Genomic DNA, 21520 nt, shown 5'->3' with positions numbered 1-21520 from the left:
GTCGCTTTTGCGGCCCATATTCGTTTTAAAATTTACAAAACAAAAAAATGAAACCATCGTTCCATTTAATTTATTTCAGCCTATATTCACTCGAAAATAGATACTTCTGCCTTCTTATTGTTCTCGATAATTAATCACAAAATAATAAGTACTTTGGTGCTAACTAGGTGTAATTTTCACCTTAAAAATAAGGGTGAAAACATCAGGGAATAAATACGCGCCAGTAATTTAAGCAATTTTCAGTAAATCCACTAGTGCAACTTTCTGCGTCACAGCCATTTCTGTTAAGGTCGCCAGCTGTTTTGTACCGCACTCACCCATGCGGTAATAGAAATCACATCTGGTCGGGCTGGAAGCCCAATAGCTGCCTACACGGAGAGTGCAATGCCACGCGCTATTTTCTTATTCTTTTCCCTAAGCGTTTCCCTGCTGCTTTCAGCCCAGCAAGCCTGGTCCGCCGACGGCCGCGCAGACTACGACCTCGATGACGACGGCCTGATCGAAATCAACGACTGGGCCGACCTCGATGAGGTCCGCAACAACCTGGATGGTTCATCGCTCTATGGAAGCAGTGAGGGCTGCCCTGCGGATGGTTGTGTTGGCTTTGAACTCACCACGGATTTGGATTTTGATACCAATGGGGATGGGGTGCTTGATGCTCGAGATACCTACTGGAATGAAGGTAAAGGCTGGGAACCTATTGGTAAAGCGTACTTCAATACCTTTAGCGCGAAATTTAATGGCAATGGGCATGCAGTGTTAAATCTCATGATTTCACGTTCCGCTGGTCACCAAGGACTATTTGGTGATGTCGTTAATGCAAGTATCAGCGAGATGGCGCTTTTTGGCCCTCTAATGGCAATTAGGGGTAGAGAAATCGTGGGTGGCGTTGCAGGTAGTTTAACTGATAGTGACGTATCTGCCGTTTTCGTAAGTGGCGCAATTTCCGGTTCCGGTATTGGAGGCGATATTGGTGGCATAGCGGGGCGGGCAATAAACAGTAAGATATCTGCGAGTTTCGTTAGCGGTTCGGTGATTGGGAATAACGGTGCGGCGGGATTAGTGGGGGAGGTTTCCAATATTGAAATCGTCGCAAGTATGTCAACTGCGTTTGTGCGCGCAGAATATAGTGCGGGAGGTCTGATTGCCGAGATAGGCACAAACCCCGTATTTGGTTCGGTCGAAGCAGTTTACTGGGCAGTGGACGCTTCGGGACAGGACTCTAGTGAAGGTGCCGGTATTGGAGCTTCAATAGAAATTCTTCAGTGCCCTACCGGTCCCAATAATACGAGCTGTGTAGGGGTCGAAATATACGAAAATTGGTTTGAGCACAAAGATGCCGAGGGGAAAGTTTACTGGGATTTTGGCAATAGCAATGAGCTGCCAGGGTTGCGCTTGAAAGGGCGAATTTATCGAGACGGAGACGGAGACGGTACGCCTGATGAACTCGACGCTCTTCCAACACAGTACCCCGCTAGTATCGATGCAGATGGTGATGGTTCCATTGACCGATGGACGCTTGGATGTGATGAGGATTGCCGCGCTGAAAGTGGCTTGATTTTTGATGACCTGCCAGAAAGTTTAGCGGCCTCAATTGACACTGACCGGGATGGTCTACCTGACCAGTGGAATGTGGGCTGTGATATGACGTGTCAACTCGATTCTGGCTTGACGCTAGATGTGGAACTAAATGATTCCGATAATGACGGAGTAAGCAACATTCAGGATGAAGATGACAATAATGACGGTATTGTTGATGCGGACATCAATAACAATGGATTTATTGAAGTTTCTAGCTGGGCGGAACTGAATGCAGTCCGATATAGTTTGAAAGGTGTGGGTCAGCGATTGATCGCCGGGGGTAACCTTGACGTTTCGGGTTGTCCGTACGTTTTAACATACGGTGTGTGGGAAGCGCGCTGCAAAGGCTATGAGTTGGTAAGTGATTTAAATTTCGATACCAATGGTGACGGAGTATTCGATAGCGAAGATGAATTTTGGAATGATGGGCAAGGCTGGGAGCCCATAGGCAAGCTTCCTGTCGATAGTGTTTTTAGTTCCGTATTCCATGGAAATGGCCACGTCATAAGTAATCTTGTTATCAATCGCCCTGATGATCGACATCAAGGTTTATTTGGCTTCATTGAAAACGCAACTGTTAAGGAGTTGGGTCTGTCGGGGCCATTGCTATCGATTCGAGGCCGCTGGAGTGTCGGTGGTATCGCAGGAGTAGCAAGTAAGAGTCAGGTTATAGCATCATACGTCAGCGGCTCTGTAACTGGTGAACTAAGAGTTGGCGGATTGATTGGAGAGACGGGATCAAGCGAAATTATCGCTAGCTATGCTACGGGCAGCGTGAGCGGCTCTAAATATGTTGGTGGGTTGGTGGGCAATAATTTTGCAAACATTCATGCCAGTTTTTCCACAGCGTATGTATCTGGGAGTGAATCTACAGGAGGCTTGACCCAGGGGTGGGGGACTGTTCGTGATAGTTATTGGGCAACAAATACTTCTGGTCAGCCTTCAAGTGGAGGCGGCATCGGCACAACATTGGTTGAGCTTCAGTGCCCCACCGGTGCGGATAATATGACATGTGCGAACACCACAATCTATAGTGGTTGGTCTAATTATGCAGATGATCAAGGCAGATCGTACTGGGATTTTGGAGTCACGACCGAACTGCCCGGACTTCGCCTACAAGGAAAACTATTCCGAGATGGGGACGGCGATGGTTTTGTTGGAGAAGTCGACGCTTTCCCTGAAAAATTTGCTGCTAGCGTAGATAGTGATGGTGATGGCTCTCCGGACTTCTGGCGGATCGGCTGTGACGCAGACTGCCGTGCGACCAGTGGTTTGGTGTTGGATCAGTTCCCGGAGAATGCGGCTGTCGCAGTAGACACCGATGGGGATGGCTTACCGGATAGTTGGAGTGAAGGGTGTGATGGCGCATGTCAAACTGCCTCGGGGCTGACGCTTGATACGGATAACGACAATGATGGTGTTGCCAACAGCGAAGACGCCTTCCCGGTCGATGTCGCGGCTTCGGTCGATATCGACAACGATGGCTTGCCGGACGCCTGGCTGGATACTTGCGACAGTGCATGCCAGTCCGAATCGGGCCTCACGCTGGATGCATCTCTGAACGACACCGACAATGACGGTGTAGTGAACGACGAAGATGCCTTTGCTGATAACGCCGCCGCCTCCGTGGATACCGACGGCGATGGCCAGCCAGACGAATGGCTTGAGGGTTGCGACAGCGCCTGCCAGTCCGCCTCCGGCCTCACTCTGGACGACGACAATGACAATGACGGCGCAGCCAATGAGCAAGACGCTTTCCCGCTTAATGCCGCCGCTTCGGTCGATACCGACAACGATGGCTTACCGGACGCCTGGCTGGAAACTTGCAACAGTGCATGCCAGTCGGAATCGGGCCTCACGTTGGATGCATCTCTGAACGACACCGACAACGACGGTGTAGTAAACGACGAAGATGCCTTTGTTGATAACGCCGCAGCCTCTGTGGATACCGACGGCGACGGTCAACCAGATAGCTGGAATGGCAACTGCGACAGCGCCTGTCAGTCCGCATCCGGCCTCACTCTGGATGACGACAATGACAATGATGGTGTAGCCAACGAGCAAGACGCCTTCCCGGTTGATGCCGCAGCCTCTGTAGATGACGACAACGACGGCATGCCAGATGCGTGGCTGAACAACTGCGACAGTGCTTGTCAATCCGCGTCCGGTCTTACGTTGGATGCATCTCTTAACGACACGGACAATGATGGCGTAACCAACGATATCGATGACTTGCCAAACAGTGCTGCAGCATCTGCTGATACCGACGGCGACGGTCAACCAGACGAATGGCTCGAGGGTTGCGATAGCGCCTGTCAGTCCGCATCTGGCCTCACTCTGGATGACGACAATGACAATGATGGCGTAGCCAACGAGCAGGACGCCTTCCCGGTCGATGCCGCAGCTTCCGTCGATGCCGACAACGATGGCCTGCCGGACGCCTGGCTGGATGCTTGCGACAGTGCCTGCCAGTCGGAATCGGGCCTCACGCTGGATGCATCTCTTAACGATACGGACAACGACGGCATCAACAACGATGTGGATGACCTGCCAACCAACGCTGCTGCGTCAGTCGATTCCGACGGCGACGGTCACCCAGACGAATGGCTCGAGGGTTGCGACAGCGCCTGTCAGTTCGCTTCCGGTCTTACTCTGGATACATCCTTGAATGACACGGACAATGATGGCGTAACCAATTCACAGGACGCCTTCCCGCTCGATGCTGCCGCATCCGTAGATGCCGACAACGACGGATTGCCAGATGCCTGGTTGGACACCTGCGATAATGCTTGTCAGTCTGCTTCCAGTCTTATTCTGGATACATCTTTGAATGACACGGACAACGATCGCGTCACCAATAATGTCGACGATCTGCCAACCAATGCAGCGGCATCTGTCGATACCGATGGAGATGGTCAGCCAGATGAATGGCTCGAGAATTGCGACAGCGCATGTCAGACAGAGTCCGGTCTCACCTTAGACGACGACAACGACAACGATGGTGTAGCCAACATACAAGACGCCTTCCCTGTCGATTCGGCCGCGTCTGTAGATACTGACGGCGACGGCCAACCAGATAGTTGGAGCGATGATTGCGACAGCACCTGTCAGTCTGCCTCTGGTCTGACCCTGGATCACGACAACGACAACGATGGAGTGGCCAACACGCAAGACGCCTTCCCGGTTGATGCAGCCGCATCAGAAGATGCAGACAACGACGGACTGCCAGATGCCTGGCTCGAATCGTGTGATAGTGCTTGCCTAGGTGCATCCAAACTCACACTAGATCCATCTCTGGGTGACACGGACAACGACGGCGTTACAAACGCTGAAGATGCCTATCCCACAGACCCGTCACGCGCGGAAGACGAGGACGCTCCAGAAATCCTCAAAGCTCCGTCGGCAATCGGCGTTGCGGCCACTGGTGAAAGCACTCTGGTCACCCTGAATGTGAACGAAGCTCAGGCCATCGATAATTTCGACGATGAGCTGGACTACCAGGTAGAGCTGAATGGTGAACCACTCGCGATCAATGCCGATCAGCAGGTGTCTCTAACAAGCGGTGCGCTAAGTCTGCATTGGTTTGCGGTCGACGACGCGGGTAACCGTTCCGAGCCTTTGTCACAAACGGTCAATGTATTCCCGCAGGTGCGTTTCGTTTTAGAAGAATCCATTACGGGTGAAGACCGGGATGCGCTGCTAGCAGTAGAGCTGTCGGGCCCGTCCCCCGCCTATCCGATTTCCATTCTGGCCACCTGGGTGGAATCGGAAAGCACCGCGACCACCGACGACATGGTTACCGAAGGTGAAAGTGGTGTAGACCCGAGTGAATTACTTGTCACTATCGACTCCGTGGATGCGCTGGAAAACGCTGCTGTGCGAATTCCAGTGGTAGGCGACGGTCTGCAAGAAGCAGACGAGGTACTCTCTATCGCGCTGGTCTCGGCAATCGCAGGTAGCGCCGATGTTTTTGCCATGCCAATTGACGACTCGCGCAGCAACCACCGCATGACGGTCACGGACAATAATGTGGCACCCACAGTGCAGGTAACGGGATCTCAGTCAGGAGAGAACGGCACGATATTTATTAACGACGCCGGAGAGATCACGCTGACCGCCGCTGTTGAAGATGTAAATGGTGGCGACACCCACAGCTATCAGTGGTATACCGAAGAGCTGCCGGTAACACCCGGCGATCAGGCTTCCTTCTCCTTTGATCCGGTATCGATGACTCTCGGTGAGTACAGCGCACGCGTTGTGGTAACCGATGACGGCAATCCGATGCTGTCTTCCGAAGAAGAGACCTTCACCTTTACCCTGCAGGAAGCCGCGGCTCCCGACGATGGAGGAACTGATGACGGTGGTTCGGATAGTGGCGACCAGGGTGACGGCGATACCGACAATGGCGGTGACGACGATTCTTCTGACGGCATCAGCACCGGCGGTCAGACTCCGGTAAATAACGGTGGAAGCGGTGGTAGCGGTTCCAGTGGCGGTAGTGTCGGCCTCTGGTTACTTTCTCTGCTGGCCCTGGGCGGTCTGTGGCGCCGGAGATTGGCCTACTGGAGAGTGTCCTACTGGAGAGCGGCCCACTAAAGCCAATGCGATACGAGAAAAAGCCGGTGGTAACCCCACCGGCTTTTTCGCTTCTGGAACGAGGCGATAAACGTCTACTTCAGTTCAATGGAAGAAAAACTCACCCGGGCATAATTGCCCTCACGGAAATCCTCTTCCCAAACCCCTGAACCGGCGCAGCCGGGATACCACATGCCCTGTTGGTCTTTGCTGCTGCACTGGTTGTAGGCGCCCGCTTTGAAATAAAACCAGTCGCCGCTGTAGCCTGCTGGGTTGTCCAGGCTGTCGACCTTGCCGTATGCATCCGTATTACTCGACAGGTCAATGTTGTACGCCACTCGCGGTTTGTTGGGTGCTTCAAATACCAGCTGCATGATATTGCCGACCACATTGACCGTATAGCTGAACGACTCGTTGAGCTTGATGCCCTTCTGACCCGGATTTTCCGCGGATTCCCAGGTGTTGCCCCACACCGGGTAGGCAATATCGATGCGGTTGGGATCGTCTTTTGCCAGGTTGCGCTCATAGGTCCAGAAAACCGAGCCGTACGCGTGGTTGGGGAATTTTTTGTAGTAGATCTTCAGTGGCTCGTTGCCGTAGCCAAAACTTTGGCTGAGCAGGCTTTCATCCTTGCCCGCGTGTATTTGGCCGACCACGACAGAATATGCCGGAGGCTTGCCGGGATGCGCGGCATTCACCGCGACGTGATTGACCGCGAGAGTCGCGGAAAGACGTCCGCCGACGGAGCCAAAACGCTGCGCATTGGGGTGTGCTGCGAGTACAAAATTATTGCCCGGCGCTTTGGTCTTGGTGCCCTGGGGATCAAGCATCTGGCGCAGTTCACTGCGAGTATTGGTGGAGTTGGCTGTGGTGATGGCCTTGTTGGGGGCGGTAAATACCACTTCACCCTTGTGGTTTCCGTAAAAGAAACGCGGCTCATACAGGCGCAAAATCTGTGGCGGGCCCACTTCGTCAATTTTCCCATCACCGTTGCTGTCCATGGGCAGGGTGATTTTCCAGTGGCGGAGGTCCACCAATGATCCTGGGACTATCGCCGAAGTGCGCTCATTCTTCGCAGTTTCCACGGATACGCTTTCCTGACTGTTCTGACAGGCAGAAAAAAGTGTGCAGGTGGCGACCAGCGCGCTGGAATAAAGGATGGAGAAAGGGCGATCGGAGGAAAAAGGCTTTTTAATCATACATCGACCGATATCAGACTGCGGGTATTCAGGCGGGTCCCAGAGACAGGTTCCCGGGCTCAAAATGAATGTTCAATTCTTACACCCTGAAGGCCGCAAGGCCCGGATTTTTCCGATTTTTTGCGTTAATTGGTTGACCAATTAAACAGCGATAAGTCGAAGTAGCTTTTGTCGCTCACAAAAAAAGGCCCGGATATGCGGGCCTCTCGATTTGATCTGATTGAATTGCGTCAGCTGTTGCCAAGCAATCCTTTATCCTGCTCCGCCGGAGCCATGTTTTCTGCTTTGTCACTCAACAACTTTCTTCTCAACAAGGTGGCGATCCATACACAAGTGGCCGCGCTGATCAGCAGCGCCGTCTGCATACCAATTACCTGGTAGAAGCCGTTCTGCCACAGCTCGCCCATCTTATCGCCAAACATGGTCCAGTCGGCGATCACGGTGGCCACACACAGTGCAGCGGTGGCCCACAGGGTCAGGCGCAGGAAGTGGCGCTTGTTCGGCACCAGGAATGCGCAAACCACGGTGAGAGCCAGCATAGCGCCAAAGCTGTAGGCAACCCAGTCGCCGCGTGCGGCGAGGCCGAGCGGCAGGATGCGCTCCAGCAGGAAGCCGCCGGCGGTCGCCAGCACCACACCGCCACAACCGCCGAGGGTGAGATTGGCTACCAGATTGATGCTGCGTGGACTGACATTTTTCTGCAGCGCGCGTTTATCCAGCCACAACAGGTTCCCCACCACGATCATGCCGGCGATGGCCAGGCCCAACAGCAGGTAGAGAATGCGCAGGTCGACCCCGGCAAAGTTGCCGAAGTGCAGGGCGACAATGGTATCGAGTCCACTGGTTACGGCATTGCGGTTTTCTGCATCTTTCAGACCGATCAGGCTGCCGTCGCGCACCTGGTAATAGTATTCCACCGGCTGGGCAAAGCGGCTTTCGTCGATGGCGTAGGTTTGCAGTACCGCGTTTTCGTCGCCGTAGTTGTAGAAGCGCAGCATGATCACCGGAGAGCCGGTCTCTTCGCCGCGCGCGCGGGCGTAGTCGTAGGCGGGCTGCATATCCATCGGTTTGCCCGAAGGCTTTTCGGTGACGATGGTGTAGCCGGCATCTTCCAGCATGGCGTTCTGGTCGCCCTGATACAGGAATACCGCAAACGCGATCTGGAACACGATGGAAATATTGAAGATGACCCCGGTGATCGCGTACATCAATCCGAACGGCAGGCTCATCACGCCGATCACATTGTGCATATCCAGGTTTTTATTGCGTTTGCTGTTCTCCCGGTAGAGGAAGAAGTTGTTGAACAGCTTGCGCGCGTGAATATAGATACCGGTAAAGATCAGCACCATAAAAATCAGGGTCACCACGCCCACCAGGTACATGCCACCGGGCAGGCGCAGATCGTAGTGCAGGTGCAGCAGGAAGTCGGCCAGGTAGAAGTCGTCGACGTTGGCGAGGGTTTCACCGGTTTTCGGGTGTACCAGTAACTGCGCTACCTGCTCCGGGCCCTCGTAGCCCTCTTCCGGCTGCAGGTCGATGTAGATGTTGTGGTACGGGTGGTGATCGTCCGCAATCAGTACCGTGAGGTGTTCTTCGTTATTCAGCGGGTGCTCTTTCAGCTTCTGCGCAACGATGTCTTCAATCGGCAGGTCCGGCGCATTTTTATCGATGGCGAAGTGTGGTGCCTGGGCCCAGGCCTGGATCTCGTGGTGGAACAGCACCACCGAGCCGGCCCAGAACACGATAAACAGCGCAACGGAAATGATCACCCCGAGCCAGCTGTGGGCCTCGATCAGGTTCTTGATACCGGCGTTCTTGTCACTCATGAATCGGTTATCTCTTTATTGGGGTTCACGTCAGATGCCGCTGTACAGCACAACGCCGTTGACCGCGGCGGACACCGCCAGCAGTTTCAGGCTGTTCAGGCTGGCGCGCTTTACCGAGCTGGCGTAGTAGAAATAGGTCATCACCGCCGCCCACAGCACAAAGGCGAGCAGTAGTCCGGCGAGGAGTCGGGTATCCACATCCACCGGCAGCAGTTTCAGGTTCAGTACCAGGCTGGTGGAGATCAAAAGACCGAGAAAAAATCCCGCGAGTGATTTAAGCCACATTTATCCGGTCACCATAAAGAGAGAAGTGAGAAACAGGCCGAGCGCGCCCACCAGAATCGGCCGCCGCGCCAGGTGCGCCGACGCCAGCACCAGTGCGATCCACGACAGCATGACCAGAGTCAGCACGAACAGGACCGCGGAAACCGCCGGATAGATTTTGGCCAGCAGTACGCAGGCCAGCAGCTGCATGCCGGCGAAGAGTCCCCAGGCGGATTTCTGTTCGAGTGGTTTGCCCAGCAGGCGCTGACGTGTGGATGCGAGATAGGTCAGCAGGCACCCGCCAAACCCCAGCACACCCGCCAGCAGTTTCAATAGCAGTATTTCCATAGTTTATCGACTGTTATTATCTTTGATAATGGTTCTCACTAAATTTATCAAATGATACCATTGTGCCGGTTTCGGCCCAACAATCCGGTCGAAAAACTTCGAATGTCTGGAAAAGTTCAAGAATGACGCGCCAGACACATTCGACCAACGCGGAGTTTTCGCGCAGTGCCATGTATTTGCCGGCACTAATAAACAGCTAATAAGCAACCAACAAAAAGACCCGCATTGTTGGCGTGTCCAGTGGTTTTCTGACTCAGCACATTTAAATGGAGCACATAATGTCTGCCATCCAGTTCGCGCGGCGCCCGCTCTGCCGCGCTATCGCCTTGGGGTTCACTTCCGGTCTCGTCTTCTCTGTACCGGTATTCGCACAGCAGGCGGAAGACAAAACGTCCGGCCTTGAAGAAGTCATGGTGGTCGGTCAGAAAACCGAACGCTCGCTGCAGGACACGGTCACCAGTGTGAAGGTGGTGACCGCGAAGAGCATCGAAGAAGAAAACATCAACAGCATGTACGACGTGCTGGAGCGCACACCCAACGTTACCGGCACCCCCGGCCGCGGTTTCACCATCCGCGGTATCGATGCATTCAACGTCTCCGGTGGTGGCAACAGCTTCCTGACCAGCGTTTACTCCGATGGCGCGGTGCTGCCCTACCGCATGATCCAGAAAGGCGGCTTCTCTACCTGGGACGTGCAGCAGGTAGAGGTATTGCGCGGACCCCAGTCCACCCTGCAGGGGCGCAACGCACTGGCCGGTGCCATCGTCATGAACACCATCGACCCCACCTACGACTGGACCCTGCGTGGGCGCCTCGGCTTTGGTGAAGAGGGCCGCGAAGAAAAAGCGGTGGCCTTCGGCGGTGCCATTATCGAAAACCAGCTGGCTTTCCGCATCGCCGCGGAAGACCGCGATTTCGATGGCTATATCCCCAACGTCACCCGCGGTGAAAACAGCAACTATGAAAATGATCAGACCCTGCGTCTGAAACTGCTGTACGAGCCGGAAGCACTGCCGGACCTGCGCGCCCTGTTGACCCTGACTACCGGAGAGAGCGAGCAGGGTGTGAAGTGGATCAATCCTTCGGAGGATCCATTCGAGAACCAGCAGACCACCTTCAACGATCCCACCTTCGAGTACACCGATACCGATATGGCAGTCTTGAAGTTGTCTTACGCGCTGAACGAAAACTGGAGTCTTACCTCCAGCACCGCCTACAGCGACTCCAATTACGGCTATGAGTGGGACGGCGATGCCAGCCCGGTGCCGGGCACCACCCAGTACGACGACCGCGTGGATGAAACGCTTAGCCAGGAATTGCTGTTCAATTTCGACTACGAACGCTTCTCCGGTGTGATCGGTGCCTACTACTCCGATCTGGAAGTCAGCGACGTGTATGTGGGCAATCGCCTGATTTCGTTTGCGGAGCTGGGTATTACCCCGGAATCTCTCGCCTATCAATTCGGTCTGCCGGTGGAAATGGCGGCGGGTCTGCTGTCCCTCTACGGTGGCTTCAACCCGGCCCAGCTCAACAGCGACGGTTTCCTGAATCAGTACGTGGAGAGCACCGCGCTGTTTGCCGATGTGAGCTACTCCGTCACCGACCAGCTCGACGTGTTCGGCGGCCTGCGCTATGACCGCGAATCCCAGGCCAACGAAGGCGAAGACCTGTTCACCATCGTCAACGCCGGGGATATGCCCGATCCTGCGAACTTTGACCCGCAGACCGGTTTCCTGGTGCAAACCTTCAACGCCTATATTCTCGACTACGCCGCCGCCGCGTCCGGCGTCGAGCCCCGTGTCGACCGGGATTTTGGAGAAGTGTTGCCGAAACTCGGCGCCACCTGGCACTGGACCCCGGATATGTCCACCAGCTTCACCGTGCAGAAAGGCTACCGCTCCGGCGGTGTGGGCACCAACGTCGCCCGCGGTGAAACCTTCGTGTACGACGCGGAATATACCTGGAACTACGAACTGGCGTTCCGCTCCCTGTGGCTGGGCGGCCGCCTGTCCGCCAACGCCAACCTGTACCAGCTAGACTGGAAAGACCAGCAGGTGGCTTCACAGCTGAGCCGCAGCGAATTTGATTCGGAAACCGTCAACAGCGGTGAATCCCGCGTGCGCGGCTTCGAAGTTGAACTGGCCTACCAGATCACCCCGGAATGGAGCGGCTTCGCCGGCGTGGGTATCAGCGATACCGAATTCACCGAATTTGAAATCGTGCAGCCGGATATCACCTACGATCTTTCCGGCCGCGCCTTCGCCGGTGCCCCGGACTCCACCGCCAACTTTGGCGTTACCTACCGCGGCGACCAGGGCATCGTATTCAATGCGAATGCCAACTATCAGGGCGAAGCCCAGGCCGTGGTCAATCCGTATGTGAGCAACCTGTCGGAAGATGACCCCCGCTACGATCCTGAAACTGACGCCCGCTGGGTGGTCAACCTGCGCGGTGGTTACGAGTGGGACAACTTCGGCACCTACCTGATCGTGACCAACCTGCTGGATGAAGAGTACATTGTGCAGCCGGATGCCGGCGGTTACTCCACCACCCTCGGTCAGCCGCGCCTGGCGACGCTGCGGGTAGAAGCGAACTTCTAGACCGCTCATCGAAGTCCAAAAAAAGCCCGCCGGGAGAAATCCCAGCGGGTTTTTTTGTGTGTGTAATCTTTGCGAAGACCGATCGACAATGGCTGTGCGATGAGAGGAATCTGCGCGGTCACAGCTAGACAGCGCCTCGCGGGCGACTACTTTTTATCAGGGCAGATAAAGTCATTCACCAGGGTACCCAGGTTGTGTTCGAGCATCTAGACGCCGTTTTCCTCGCGCGGGTGCAGTTTGCATTTACCGTGTCGTTTCACTTTATATTTCCGGCTTTCTCCATCGGTCTGGCCAGCTACCTGATGGTGCTGGAGGGGCTGTGGCTGAAAACCGGCCGCGGCGTCTACGCAAACCTGTATCGCTACTGGCTGAAAATCTTTGCGGTGGGATTTGGTATGGGTGTGGTGTCTGGCATCGTGCTTTCCTACCAGTTCGGTACCAACTGGTCTGAGTTTTCCCACAAGGCCGGTCCGGTGATCGGTCCGCTGATGGGGTATGAGGTGATTACTGCCTTCTTCCTCGAGGCGGGGTTTCTCGGTGTCATGTTATTTGGCATCAATAAAGTGGGGAAACGCCTGCACTTTTTCGCGACCTGTATGGTGGCGCTGGGTACTGTGGTGTCCGCTTTCTGGATTCTGTCGGTGAATTCCTGGATGCAGACGCCGGCGGGCTTTGAAATCAATGACCAGGGTCAGTTTATTGTCGGCAAATCCTGGTGGGATGTGATTTTCAATCCGAGCTTCCCCTACCGGCTGGTACATACGGTGATCGCCGCCTATCTCACCACGGCGTTTGCGGTGGGGGGCGTTGGTGCCTGGCACCTGCTCAGAGACCGCAATAACGTCGGCGCCCGCAAAATGTTCTCCATGGCTATGTGGATGGCGGTCATTGTAACCCCGGTGCAGATCCTCGCGGGGGATATGCATGGGCTGAATACCCTGGAGCATCAGCCGGTCAAGGTGCTGGCGATGGAGGGGGATTTCGATCCCAGTCCCAACGGTGCGCCCCTGATCCTGTTCGGGATTCCGGATGAAGAAGCGGCCAAGGTGCATTTCAAGATTGAGGTTCCCAAGCTGGGTTCTCTGATTCTCAAACACGACCCGAACGCACCGCTGCCCGGGCTGACGGACTTTCCGCGGGAGGACTGGCCGCCGGTCGCGGTGGTGTTCTGGTCTTTCCGTGTAATGGTCGCGATTGGTTTCGCCATGTTGGCGCTGGGGGTCTGGAGTCTGATCGCGCGGCGCCGACAACGCCTGTATGCGTCCCGCGCATTGCACCGGGCTGCGGTGTGTATGGGGCCTGCGGGGTTTGTCGCGGTAATCGCGGGCTGGATTACCACGGAGGTTGGCCGCCAGCCCTTTACTGTATACGGGCTGATGCGAACGGTGGATTCCGCCTCGCCGCTGGATGCGCCGGCGGTGGCGGCGTCGCTGATAGCCTTTGTTGTGGTCTACACCGCGGTGTTCGGCATGGGAATTTACTATCTGCTGCGCTTGATGGCGCATCCACCCAATCGCGGTGAATCGGAACCCGACAAGGCGCCGGCCCATGCTGCCGGCATTACACCGGCGTCCAGTCTGGCACCGGCGTCATCAGGCCATGCAGGAGGTACCCATGGAAAGTCTTGATCTGCCACTGATCTGGGCGGGGCTGATCTGCTTTTCTGTCTTTGCCTATGTGGTGCTGGATGGCTTTGATCTGGGTGTCGGTATTCTCTCGCCTGTACTCGCCCCAGGAGAGGAGCGCGATCAGGCGATCAACTCCATTGCACCCTTCTGGGATGGCAACGAAACCTGGCTGGTCATGGGTGGCGGCGGACTGCTGGCGGTTTTCCCCCTCGCCTACGCGATCATCCTGCCGGCGACCTATCCGTTGATGATTGCCATGCTGCTGGGGCTGGTGTTTCGCGGCGCGGCATTTGAATTCCGCTGGCGGGATCCCGCCCACCAGCCACTGTGGGATCTGGTAATTACCGTGGGTTCCACCGTGGCCGCGCTGGCACAGGGCATCACCATCGGCGCCATCCTGCAGGGTATTGAGGTGGAGAACAACGCCTATGCTGGCGGTTGGCTCGACTGGCTGAGTCCGTTCAGCGTGCTTACCGGTATTGCTGTGGTAATTGGTTATGCGCTGCTGGGTGCCACCTGGTTGATTCGAAAAACCGAGGGTGGATGCCAGCGTCATGCACACCGTCTCGCCTACGGGTTGGGGGTAGCCACCGTAGGGGCACTGGTTGCGGTAAGCCTGGCAACCCCGTTTCTGAGTAATGACTACTGGCGCCGCTGGTTTGAAATGCCCCAGGTCCTGCTCACCGCACAGGTTCCTTTACTGGTGATTATCTGCACCGGCGTATTTTTCTGGAGCCTGAAAAAGGGGCATGAACTGCTGCCGTTCCTGATGGCGCTGGCGCTGTTCCTGCTGGGCTTTATCGGGTTGTGTATCAGTATTTTCCCCAACATGATTCCGCCGTCGATCACCCTCTGGGAGGCCGCGGCGCCGCGCGATAGCCAGTTGTTTTTACTGGTGGGCGCGGCATTTATCATTCCGGTGATCCTGGCGTATACCGGTTGGGCCTACTGGGTGTTCCGCGGCAAAGTCGGCACCGAGGGGTATCACTGATGAAGCAGGAAGGTGCCACCTGGAAGCGGCTGGGCTGGATGCTGGCAATCTGGTTGATGAGTGTGATGGCGCTTGGCAGTGTGTCACTCATTCTGAAGTGGTGGCTGGCGCCATGAAGCCGGCGCTCGATGCCCGTTTCTTTTCACTCACACCCGCGTAGACTCCGCCCCCAACCTCACCGAGTGGCGCCAATGAACATGCATCATCAACAACCCAATAACCCTCTGCACGGTGTGACGCTGGAAACCATCGTGTTGCAGCTCGAGCAGCACTACGGCTGGCAGGGGCTTGCAGACCGTGTGCCGGTAAATTGCTTCCGCAATGATCCCTCGGTGAAATCCAGTCTGAAGTTTCTGCGTAAAACCCCCTGGGCCAGAGAGAAGGTCGAGGCGCTGTATATCGCGACCTTTACCGACAGTAACCCCTGGAAAACGTAAACAGCAAAAGGATCCTGAAGTGCGCAACCTGATACGGTATCTGTTGATTGCCGCAATTGTGCCGATGTCCGCCTGTACCGGTGTTCCCGATGGCGTGGAACCGGTGGAGGATTTCGAGATCAACCGCTACCTGGGTACCTGGTATGAAATCGCACGCCTGGATCACTCCTTCGAGCGGGGCCTCAGCAAGGTAACCGCGCAATACAGCCTGCGTGAAGACGGCGGTGTGAAGGTAGTGAATCGCGGGTTTGATGCCGAGAACGCCAAATGGCAGGAGGCGGAAGGCAAAGCCTACTTTGTCGATGCTCCGAATGTGGGGCACCTGAAGGTCTCATTCTTCGGGCCTTTTTATGGCGCCTATATCGTGTTTGAGCTGGATGAGGACTATCGCTACTCCATGGTGTCCGGGCCGGACCGTTCCTATCTTTGGTTGCTGTCGCGCACGCCCACGGTGCCGGACGCAGTGATGCAGCGGTATGTGCGCCGGGCGAGTGAGCTCGGCTTCGATACGGAGGCACTGATAATGGTGACCCAGGAGCCTCAGGAATAAACCGGTGCCAGCGCAAAGAGATTTCGGCCCGCGCCGGTAACGGGGGCTGAATTTCTTCAAAATGCGGTCACAGCAGCCTTTTCTATACTCCCAGTAGCGAAATTTTTTGTGGGCGGGAGGCGGTGTGGGCGCAGGCATTTCAGATCGCGGCGCGAGACCCAATGGCGGTGTGCGCGCCGATGAACTTCCGGCAACTGGTCGGCGCCGCTTTATTCGCACGCAACTCTACCTCGGCTGTGGATTGCTGGCGGGGACCGGCGCGCTGCCCAGGGTGCGGGCGGACAAGCTACCGGACAGCAGCAAAGAGGCGGGCCACCGGCTCAGTAAATTTTTCTCGGTGTCGCAAAAACTCCTTCATCCACTGCCGGTCGATACTCAGCTCGATCGGCGTGTTGCGGTGCGCCTGTTGGCGGCCCTGAACAGTGAGTATCCGTCGTTCGCCCAGCAACTGGATGTATTGCCGGAAGATCCGGGCCCTGTGGATCGTCACTCGCCGGTGGCGCAATTGATCGTTTCTGCCTGGTACTTGGGAACGGTGGGTAAGACTCTGGTGACGTTTGAACGCGCACTGATGTATCGCCTCACCGCAGATGTACTCCCGATACCCAGTTACTGCACCGGTAAGCCGGGCGACTGGGCCAGCGCACCCAAACTGAAATTCGGGGGGGCTAGATTTTGCCAGGCAAGGAAGCCGAATTTGTGGTGATAGGCTCTGGGGTGGCGGGCGCCCTGGTGGCGAACACGCTCGCCAAAGCGGGCAAATCGGTCATTATTCTGGAGGCGGGGCCGCGAGTACCCCGCTGGCAGACGGTGGAGCGATTTCGCAACCAGCCAGACAAGTCCGACTTTATGGCGGCCTATCGCTCACCGCCCTGGGCACCGCACCCGGAATACGGCGAGTTTGCCAATGATTACCTGATCTTCAAGGGCAGCCATGCGTTCAACTCCCAGTATATTCGCGCTGTGGGCGGCACTACCTGGCACTGGGCGGCGTCCTGTTGGCGCTTTCTGCCGAGCGACTTCAAACTGAAAAGCCTCTACGGAGTCGGCCGCGACTGGCCCATCGAGTACAGCGACCTGGAGCCCTGGTACCACCGCGCAGAGCAGGAGCTGGGGGTCTGGGGGCCAAAGGATGAAGACCTGGGTTCGCCCCGCAGTACTGGCTACCCGATGCAGCCGTTGCCGCTGTCTTTCAATGAAGCCCGCGTAAAAACGCGTATGAATAGCCACAATCCCGCCTGGAAAGTGGTGACCGAGCCGGTGGCACGCAACAGCCGGCCCTACGATGGTCGCCCTACCTGTTGCGGGAATAACAACTGCATGCCCATCTGCCCCATTGGCGCCATGTACAACGGTATCGTGCACGTGGACAAGGCGGAGGCGCACGGCGCCGAACTGATCCACAGCGCGGTGGTGAACCGGTTAGTGAGTGAGGGCGATCGCATTGTTGCCGCAGAGTACAAGGACCCCATGGGCATGGATCACCGGGTTTCTGGCAAGCACTTCATCCTCGCCGCCAACGGGATCGAAACGCCGAAACTGATGCTGATCTCCTACGGCCGCAAGCACCCCACCGGGGTCGGCAATCGCTCGGATATGGTGGGCCGCAACCTGATGGATCACCCGGGTACAGGTGTGCATTTTTACGCTGACGAGCCTCTGTGGCCAGGCCGGGGCCCCCAGGAAATGACCTCGTTGGTCGGTTTCCGGGATGGCGAGTTTCGCGCGGACTATGCGGGCAAGAAGTTGCACCTGTCGAATATGTCTGCGGTGCACAAGGCAACCCGCGGGGTACTGGAGCAACGGGATCCGATCAATATCCCCGAGCTCACCGAGCGTATCCGCGAGCGCGCGGCGCGCTACGTGGAGTTCAACAGCTTCCACGAAATATTGCCGCAGCCGCAAAACCGCATTCGCCCCAGTACTTCGGAAAAGGACGCGAGCGGTATACCGCGCCCGGAAATCACTTACAGTATTGACGATTACGTGGCGAAGAGTGCCGCGCACACCCGGGAAACCTACGGGGAAATCGCCAGGGTGATGGGCGGCACCGACGTCACCTTCAGCGATGATTTCGCGCCCAACAACCACATTACCGGCACCACCATCATGGGGTTTGAAGCGACGGACTCGGTGGTGGACAAGGACTGCCGCACCTTCGACCACCCCAATCTGTTTATTGCCGGCAGCTCGGTAATGCCCACGGTGGGCACCGTCAATGTCACCCTCACCATCGCTGCCCTCGCCCTGCGCCTGGCGGACACACTACTCAAGGAGGTGTGATGATGGGGGTGCGAGGGATATGGCTGGTGGCTGTCGGCGCCCTGTTGCCGGCGGCGCTGTTGTTGGCGCAGGAGGTCTGGGACCAGGCGGCGGAATCGGAAGTGAATACCGAGCTGAACCGGCCAGAATTGATCGAGAGGGGGCGCTACCTGGCCGTTGCCGGGGATTGTCAGGCCTGCCACACCCGTGCCGGCGGCACGCCGTTTGCGGGCGGCCGCGCCATGCCCATTCCGATGCTCGGTACGCTATACAGCAGCAATATCACCCCGGATATCAACACCGGCATCGGTACCTGGACACTGGAGGAGTTTGACCGCGCACTGCGCCGGGGGATCGGCAAGGGGGGGCGCAACCTCTATCCTGCGATGCCCTACGAGTCTTACGCGAAAATTACCGATGCGGATATTCAGGCGCTGTATGCCTATTTCCTGTTTGGTGTGGCGCCGGTCCACGACACGCCGCCGCCGAATAAAATCACCCGCGCACTGAGCGCCCGTTGGCCACTGAAAATCTGGAACTACCTGTTCACACCCAGCGGCCCGTTTAAGCCCGATCCGCAGCAGAGTGAGTCCTGGAACCGCGGCGCCTATCTGGTTCAGGCGCTGGCCCATTGCGGCGAGTGCCACACGCCCCGCGGCCTGGCATTTCAGCAAAAGGCGTACGATGAATCCGAAAAAGGGTTTCTCGGGGGAGGACCGGTGCTGGATGGTTGGGAGGCCTACAACATTACCCCGGACCGCGATAGCGGCATTGGGGACTGGAGCACCGAGCAACTTACCCAATATCTCAAAACCGGCCACGTCAATCGCCTCGCGCAGGCCGGTGGCCCTATGGCGGAGGCGATCGAGTTCAGCCTTTCCCGGATGACTGACGCGGATATCCGCGCAATGGTCACCTACCTGCGCGCCATCCCACCGGTAAAAGGTAAGGCGCGGGTTCCCCGTCAGCGGCGCGGCACCGCCGCGACGGATGTGATCATCGAGCGCGGCAACCCCCTGGTACACGAGCTGAATCCGAGGTTGAGTGCAGATGGCGCGCGCCTGTATCTGGGGCTGTGTGCCACCTGCCACGGCGTGGATGGCACCGGCAGCAAAGACGGCTACTACCCGTCCCTGGTGCACAACTCTACCGTGGGTGCCGAAAGCGACCACAATCTGCGCCAGGCAATACTGCAGGGCATACGCCGGACGGTGGATGGTGAAGAAATCATGATGCCGGGGTTTGCCAGTGAGTTGAACGACGAACAACTCGAGCGGCTAATGACTTATCTGCGCAAGCAGTTTGCCACCCCGGATAAAAATAGTGACCGAGAAGCGGGTAGCGCCGGTTAAAGACCCGGTTGCACCTTTCTAACCTTGTCACGTTTACCCTTTCCCGCACTTGTATCCCTGTCGCCCCAGTGGTGATCCAGGTGCAGGTCGGGATCGCGGCGATCCTCCTGCAGTGCCTGCAGCAACTGCTCGCGATAGATCTTGGTCTTAGCCACGTGCTGGGATTCATCGCGCCAGTAGGGGAACAGGGATTCCAGCATGCGCTGGTCGTGCTGTTTGAATTTGCGTGCGGAGCGCTGGGCCTGGTGTCTGGACAGACCCAGCAGCTGCAGCGCGCCGGCGCCAATTTCCAGGGCGCTGTCCACCGTCTCCCGGTAGATGTATTTCACCCCCGCCTCCATAAGCGCGTACTGATGCATGCGGTTGCGCGCGCGCGCGAGAATAGTGAGGTGTGGGAAGTGCTTCTGGATGCGGCTGACGATCTCCAGCGATGCGGCCTGGTCGCTGAGGGTAAGGATCACGATCTTCGCGTTGTCCGCCCCCGCCGCGTGCAGCAGGTCCTCCCGGGATGCGTCGCCGTAATAGGCCTTGATACCGTAGCGGCGCACCAGTTCGAGTTGCTCGGCATTGTGTTCCAACAGCGTGGTATCGAACCCGCAGGCGTTCAGCAGGCGCCCGGCAATCTGCCCGTAGCGACCGTAACCGATGATGATAACCGGCGAGCCATCGTCGTGGGGCGCGCTGTCCGCGACATCCGGCTGGCGCGGGCCACTGAAAAAGCGCGGCTGGATGAGCCGTTCGTAGGCCATCAGCAACAGCGGCGTAAATGCCATCGACAGGGCGATCAGTGCGATCAGCACGCTGCTCACATCCGTCGGCAGTACGTGGTTCTGGCTGGCATAGGCCAGCAACACGAAACCGAACTCCCCCGCCTGTGCCAGCGATAGCGCAAACAGCCAGTCTTCTCCTCGCGCCATTCCGCGCACCCGCGCGAGAGCAAAAAGAATGGCAAATTTCACCAGTACCAGCAGCGCCAGCAGGCCGAGCAGTAGCAGCGGCTGCTGCATCACCAGTGCCAGATCCAGATTGGCGCCGACAGCGAGGAAAAACAGCCCCAGCAGCAGACCCTTGAAGGGCTCGATGTCCGCTTCCAGCTCGTGGCGAAACTCGCTGTCCGCAAGTACCACACCCGCGATAAAGGTGCCGAGAGCCGGCGACAGATTCAGCGCCGACATGAGCGCCGCGGCACTCAAAACGATTAGCAGCGCACAGGCGGTAAACAGTTCCCGGGTGCGGGTGCCCACCACAATGCGCAGCAGCGGCGTAAGCAGAAAGCGCCCGGCCAGAATCAGGCCGGTTACCGCACCCAATACCGCCAGAGCGTAGGTCCACCCCTGCAGGTCGTCCGGATCGCTGGCAATTTCCACGGTGGCCAGCAGCGGCAGCAACGCAAGAATGGGGATGACGGCGATGTCCTGGAACAGCAGTACGCTGAACGCATTGCGCCCGCCTTCGGTTTTGAGCAGGTCTTTCTCCGACAGCGACTGCAATACGATAGCGGTGGAGGAAAGTGCGAGCACCAGCCCGACCGCGGTCGCGGTGCGCCAGTTGAAGTCGAACAGCGCCATGGCCAGGCCACAGATCGCAAGCGCGGTCAGCAGAACCTGGGCGCCACCGGTGCCGAAAATGGCGCCGCGCAGCGCCCAGAGTTTCCGCGGTTGCAGTTCCAGGCCGATCAGAAACAGCATCAGCGCCACGCCAAACTCGGCAAAGTGCAGCTCTTCGCTGGTATCCCCCACCAGGCCAAAGGTGTGGGGGCCAATTAACACCCCGGCCACCAGATAACCGAGCACCGAGCCAAAGCCCAGCCGCTTGGCGAGCGGTACGGACACCACTGCAGCGGCGAGAAAGATAACGGTCTGAATTAGAAAATTGTCGTGCGGCATGAAAAATCGTAAGCGTTATAT

General features: G+C 57.1%; 16 protein-coding genes. 10 read left to right on the top strand and 6 right to left on the bottom strand.

Going from position 1 to position 21520, the window contains the following annotated elements:
* Nucleotides 1–552: 552 nt before the first annotated feature.
* Nucleotides 553–753, bottom strand: a complete 201-nt coding sequence (locus ACXAG1_RS13720) for a hypothetical protein (protein WP_475119992.1) — start codon at nucleotides 751–753, stop codon at nucleotides 553–555.
* A 2103-nt stretch (nucleotides 754–2856) separates the two neighbouring features.
* On the opposite strand from ACXAG1_RS13720, the gene ACXAG1_RS13715 reads away from it, so the two are divergent.
* Nucleotides 2857–6177: a hypothetical protein gene (locus tag ACXAG1_RS13715; RefSeq protein ID WP_475119991.1), complete on the top strand. Its 3321-nt coding sequence runs from the start codon at nucleotides 2857–2859 to the stop codon at nucleotides 6175–6177.
* A 74-nt stretch (nucleotides 6178–6251) separates the two neighbouring features.
* Here ACXAG1_RS13715 and ACXAG1_RS13710 read toward each other — a convergent pair whose 3' ends face one another.
* The 4 genes from ACXAG1_RS13710 to ACXAG1_RS13695 all read right to left on the bottom strand — a co-directional run bounded on the left by ACXAG1_RS13710 (nucleotide 6252) and on the right by ACXAG1_RS13695 (nucleotide 9793).
* Nucleotides 6252–7355 (bottom strand): polysaccharide lyase family 7 protein, encoded by a 1104-nt coding sequence (locus tag ACXAG1_RS13710; protein ID WP_475119990.1) that lies wholly within the window; start codon nucleotides 7353–7355, stop codon nucleotides 6252–6254.
* Between the two features lie 230 nt (nucleotides 7356–7585).
* Nucleotides 7586–9181 carry a PepSY-associated TM helix domain-containing protein gene (locus ACXAG1_RS13705; RefSeq protein WP_475119989.1) on the bottom strand — a complete coding sequence of 532 codons (1596 nt, stop codon included), beginning with the start codon at nucleotides 9179–9181 and terminating at the stop codon, nucleotides 7586–7588.
* Between the two features lie 30 nt (nucleotides 9182–9211).
* A complete protein-coding gene (locus ACXAG1_RS13700) occupies nucleotides 9212–9466 on the bottom strand; it encodes a hypothetical protein (RefSeq protein ID WP_475119988.1) in 255 nt (84 codons plus the stop codon).
* Nucleotides 9467–9793: a hypothetical protein gene (locus ACXAG1_RS13695; protein ID WP_475119987.1), complete on the bottom strand. Its 327-nt coding sequence runs from the start codon at nucleotides 9791–9793 to the stop codon at nucleotides 9467–9469. It lies immediately after the preceding gene.
* Nucleotides 9794–10071: 278 nt separating this feature from the next.
* On the opposite strand from ACXAG1_RS13695, the gene ACXAG1_RS13690 reads away from it, so the two are divergent.
* The 9 genes from ACXAG1_RS13690 to ACXAG1_RS13650 all read left to right on the top strand — a co-directional run bounded on the left by ACXAG1_RS13690 (nucleotide 10072) and on the right by ACXAG1_RS13650 (nucleotide 19613).
* A complete protein-coding gene (locus tag ACXAG1_RS13690; protein ID WP_475119986.1) occupies nucleotides 10072–12393 on the top strand; it encodes a TonB-dependent receptor in 2322 nt (773 codons plus the stop codon).
* A 194-nt stretch (nucleotides 12394–12587) separates the two neighbouring features.
* Complete coding sequence (locus ACXAG1_RS13685) at nucleotides 12588–14021, top strand: cytochrome ubiquinol oxidase subunit I (protein WP_475119985.1); 1434 nt, start codon at nucleotides 12588–12590, stop codon at nucleotides 14019–14021.
* Entirely contained in the window at nucleotides 14008–15012 is a 1005-nt protein-coding gene (gene cydB / locus ACXAG1_RS13680) for a cytochrome d ubiquinol oxidase subunit II (RefSeq protein WP_475119984.1), read from the top strand. Before ACXAG1_RS13685 ends, cydB begins: the two co-directional genes overlap by 14 nt.
* Complete coding sequence (locus ACXAG1_RS13675) at nucleotides 15012–15128, top strand: DUF2474 family protein (RefSeq protein ID WP_475091284.1); 117 nt, start codon at nucleotides 15012–15014, stop codon at nucleotides 15126–15128. The genes cydB and ACXAG1_RS13675 overlap by 1 nt, the downstream gene beginning before the upstream one ends.
* Before the next feature lie 75 nt (nucleotides 15129–15203).
* The gene (locus ACXAG1_RS13670) at nucleotides 15204–15449 is read left to right on the top strand and encodes a VF530 family protein (RefSeq protein WP_475119983.1); all 246 of its coding nucleotides are present in this window, start codon (nucleotides 15204–15206) and stop codon (nucleotides 15447–15449) included.
* Between the two features lie 19 nt (nucleotides 15450–15468).
* A complete protein-coding gene (locus ACXAG1_RS13665; RefSeq protein WP_475119982.1) occupies nucleotides 15469–15999 on the top strand; it encodes a lipocalin family protein in 531 nt (176 codons plus the stop codon).
* 124 nt (nucleotides 16000–16123) lie between these two features.
* Nucleotides 16124–16705 (top strand): sugar dehydrogenase complex small subunit, encoded by a 582-nt coding sequence (locus ACXAG1_RS13660; protein WP_475119981.1) that lies wholly within the window; start codon nucleotides 16124–16126, stop codon nucleotides 16703–16705.
* Complete coding sequence (locus ACXAG1_RS13655) at nucleotides 16675–18282, top strand: GMC family oxidoreductase (protein WP_475119980.1); 1608 nt, start codon at nucleotides 16675–16677, stop codon at nucleotides 18280–18282. Before ACXAG1_RS13660 ends, ACXAG1_RS13655 begins: the two co-directional genes overlap by 31 nt.
* On the top strand, nucleotides 18282–19613 hold the full coding sequence (locus ACXAG1_RS13650) for a c-type cytochrome (RefSeq protein ID WP_475119979.1): 1332 nt from the start codon (nucleotides 18282–18284) through the stop codon (nucleotides 19611–19613). The genes ACXAG1_RS13655 and ACXAG1_RS13650 overlap by 1 nt, the downstream gene beginning before the upstream one ends.
* Here the strand turns inward: ACXAG1_RS13650 and ACXAG1_RS13645 are convergent.
* Nucleotides 19610–21499: a monovalent cation:proton antiporter-2 (CPA2) family protein gene (locus ACXAG1_RS13645; RefSeq protein WP_475119978.1), complete on the bottom strand. Its 1890-nt coding sequence runs from the start codon at nucleotides 21497–21499 to the stop codon at nucleotides 19610–19612. The two genes, ACXAG1_RS13650 and ACXAG1_RS13645, sit on opposite strands and share 4 nt — an antisense overlap.
* Nucleotides 21500–21520: the final 21 nt, after the last annotated feature.

It is taken from the genome of Microbulbifer sp. ABE4_465 (genome assembly GCF_056160765.1).
The sequence above is the reverse complement of the archived record's forward strand: the minus strand, read 5'-3'. Positions and strand labels throughout refer to the sequence as shown.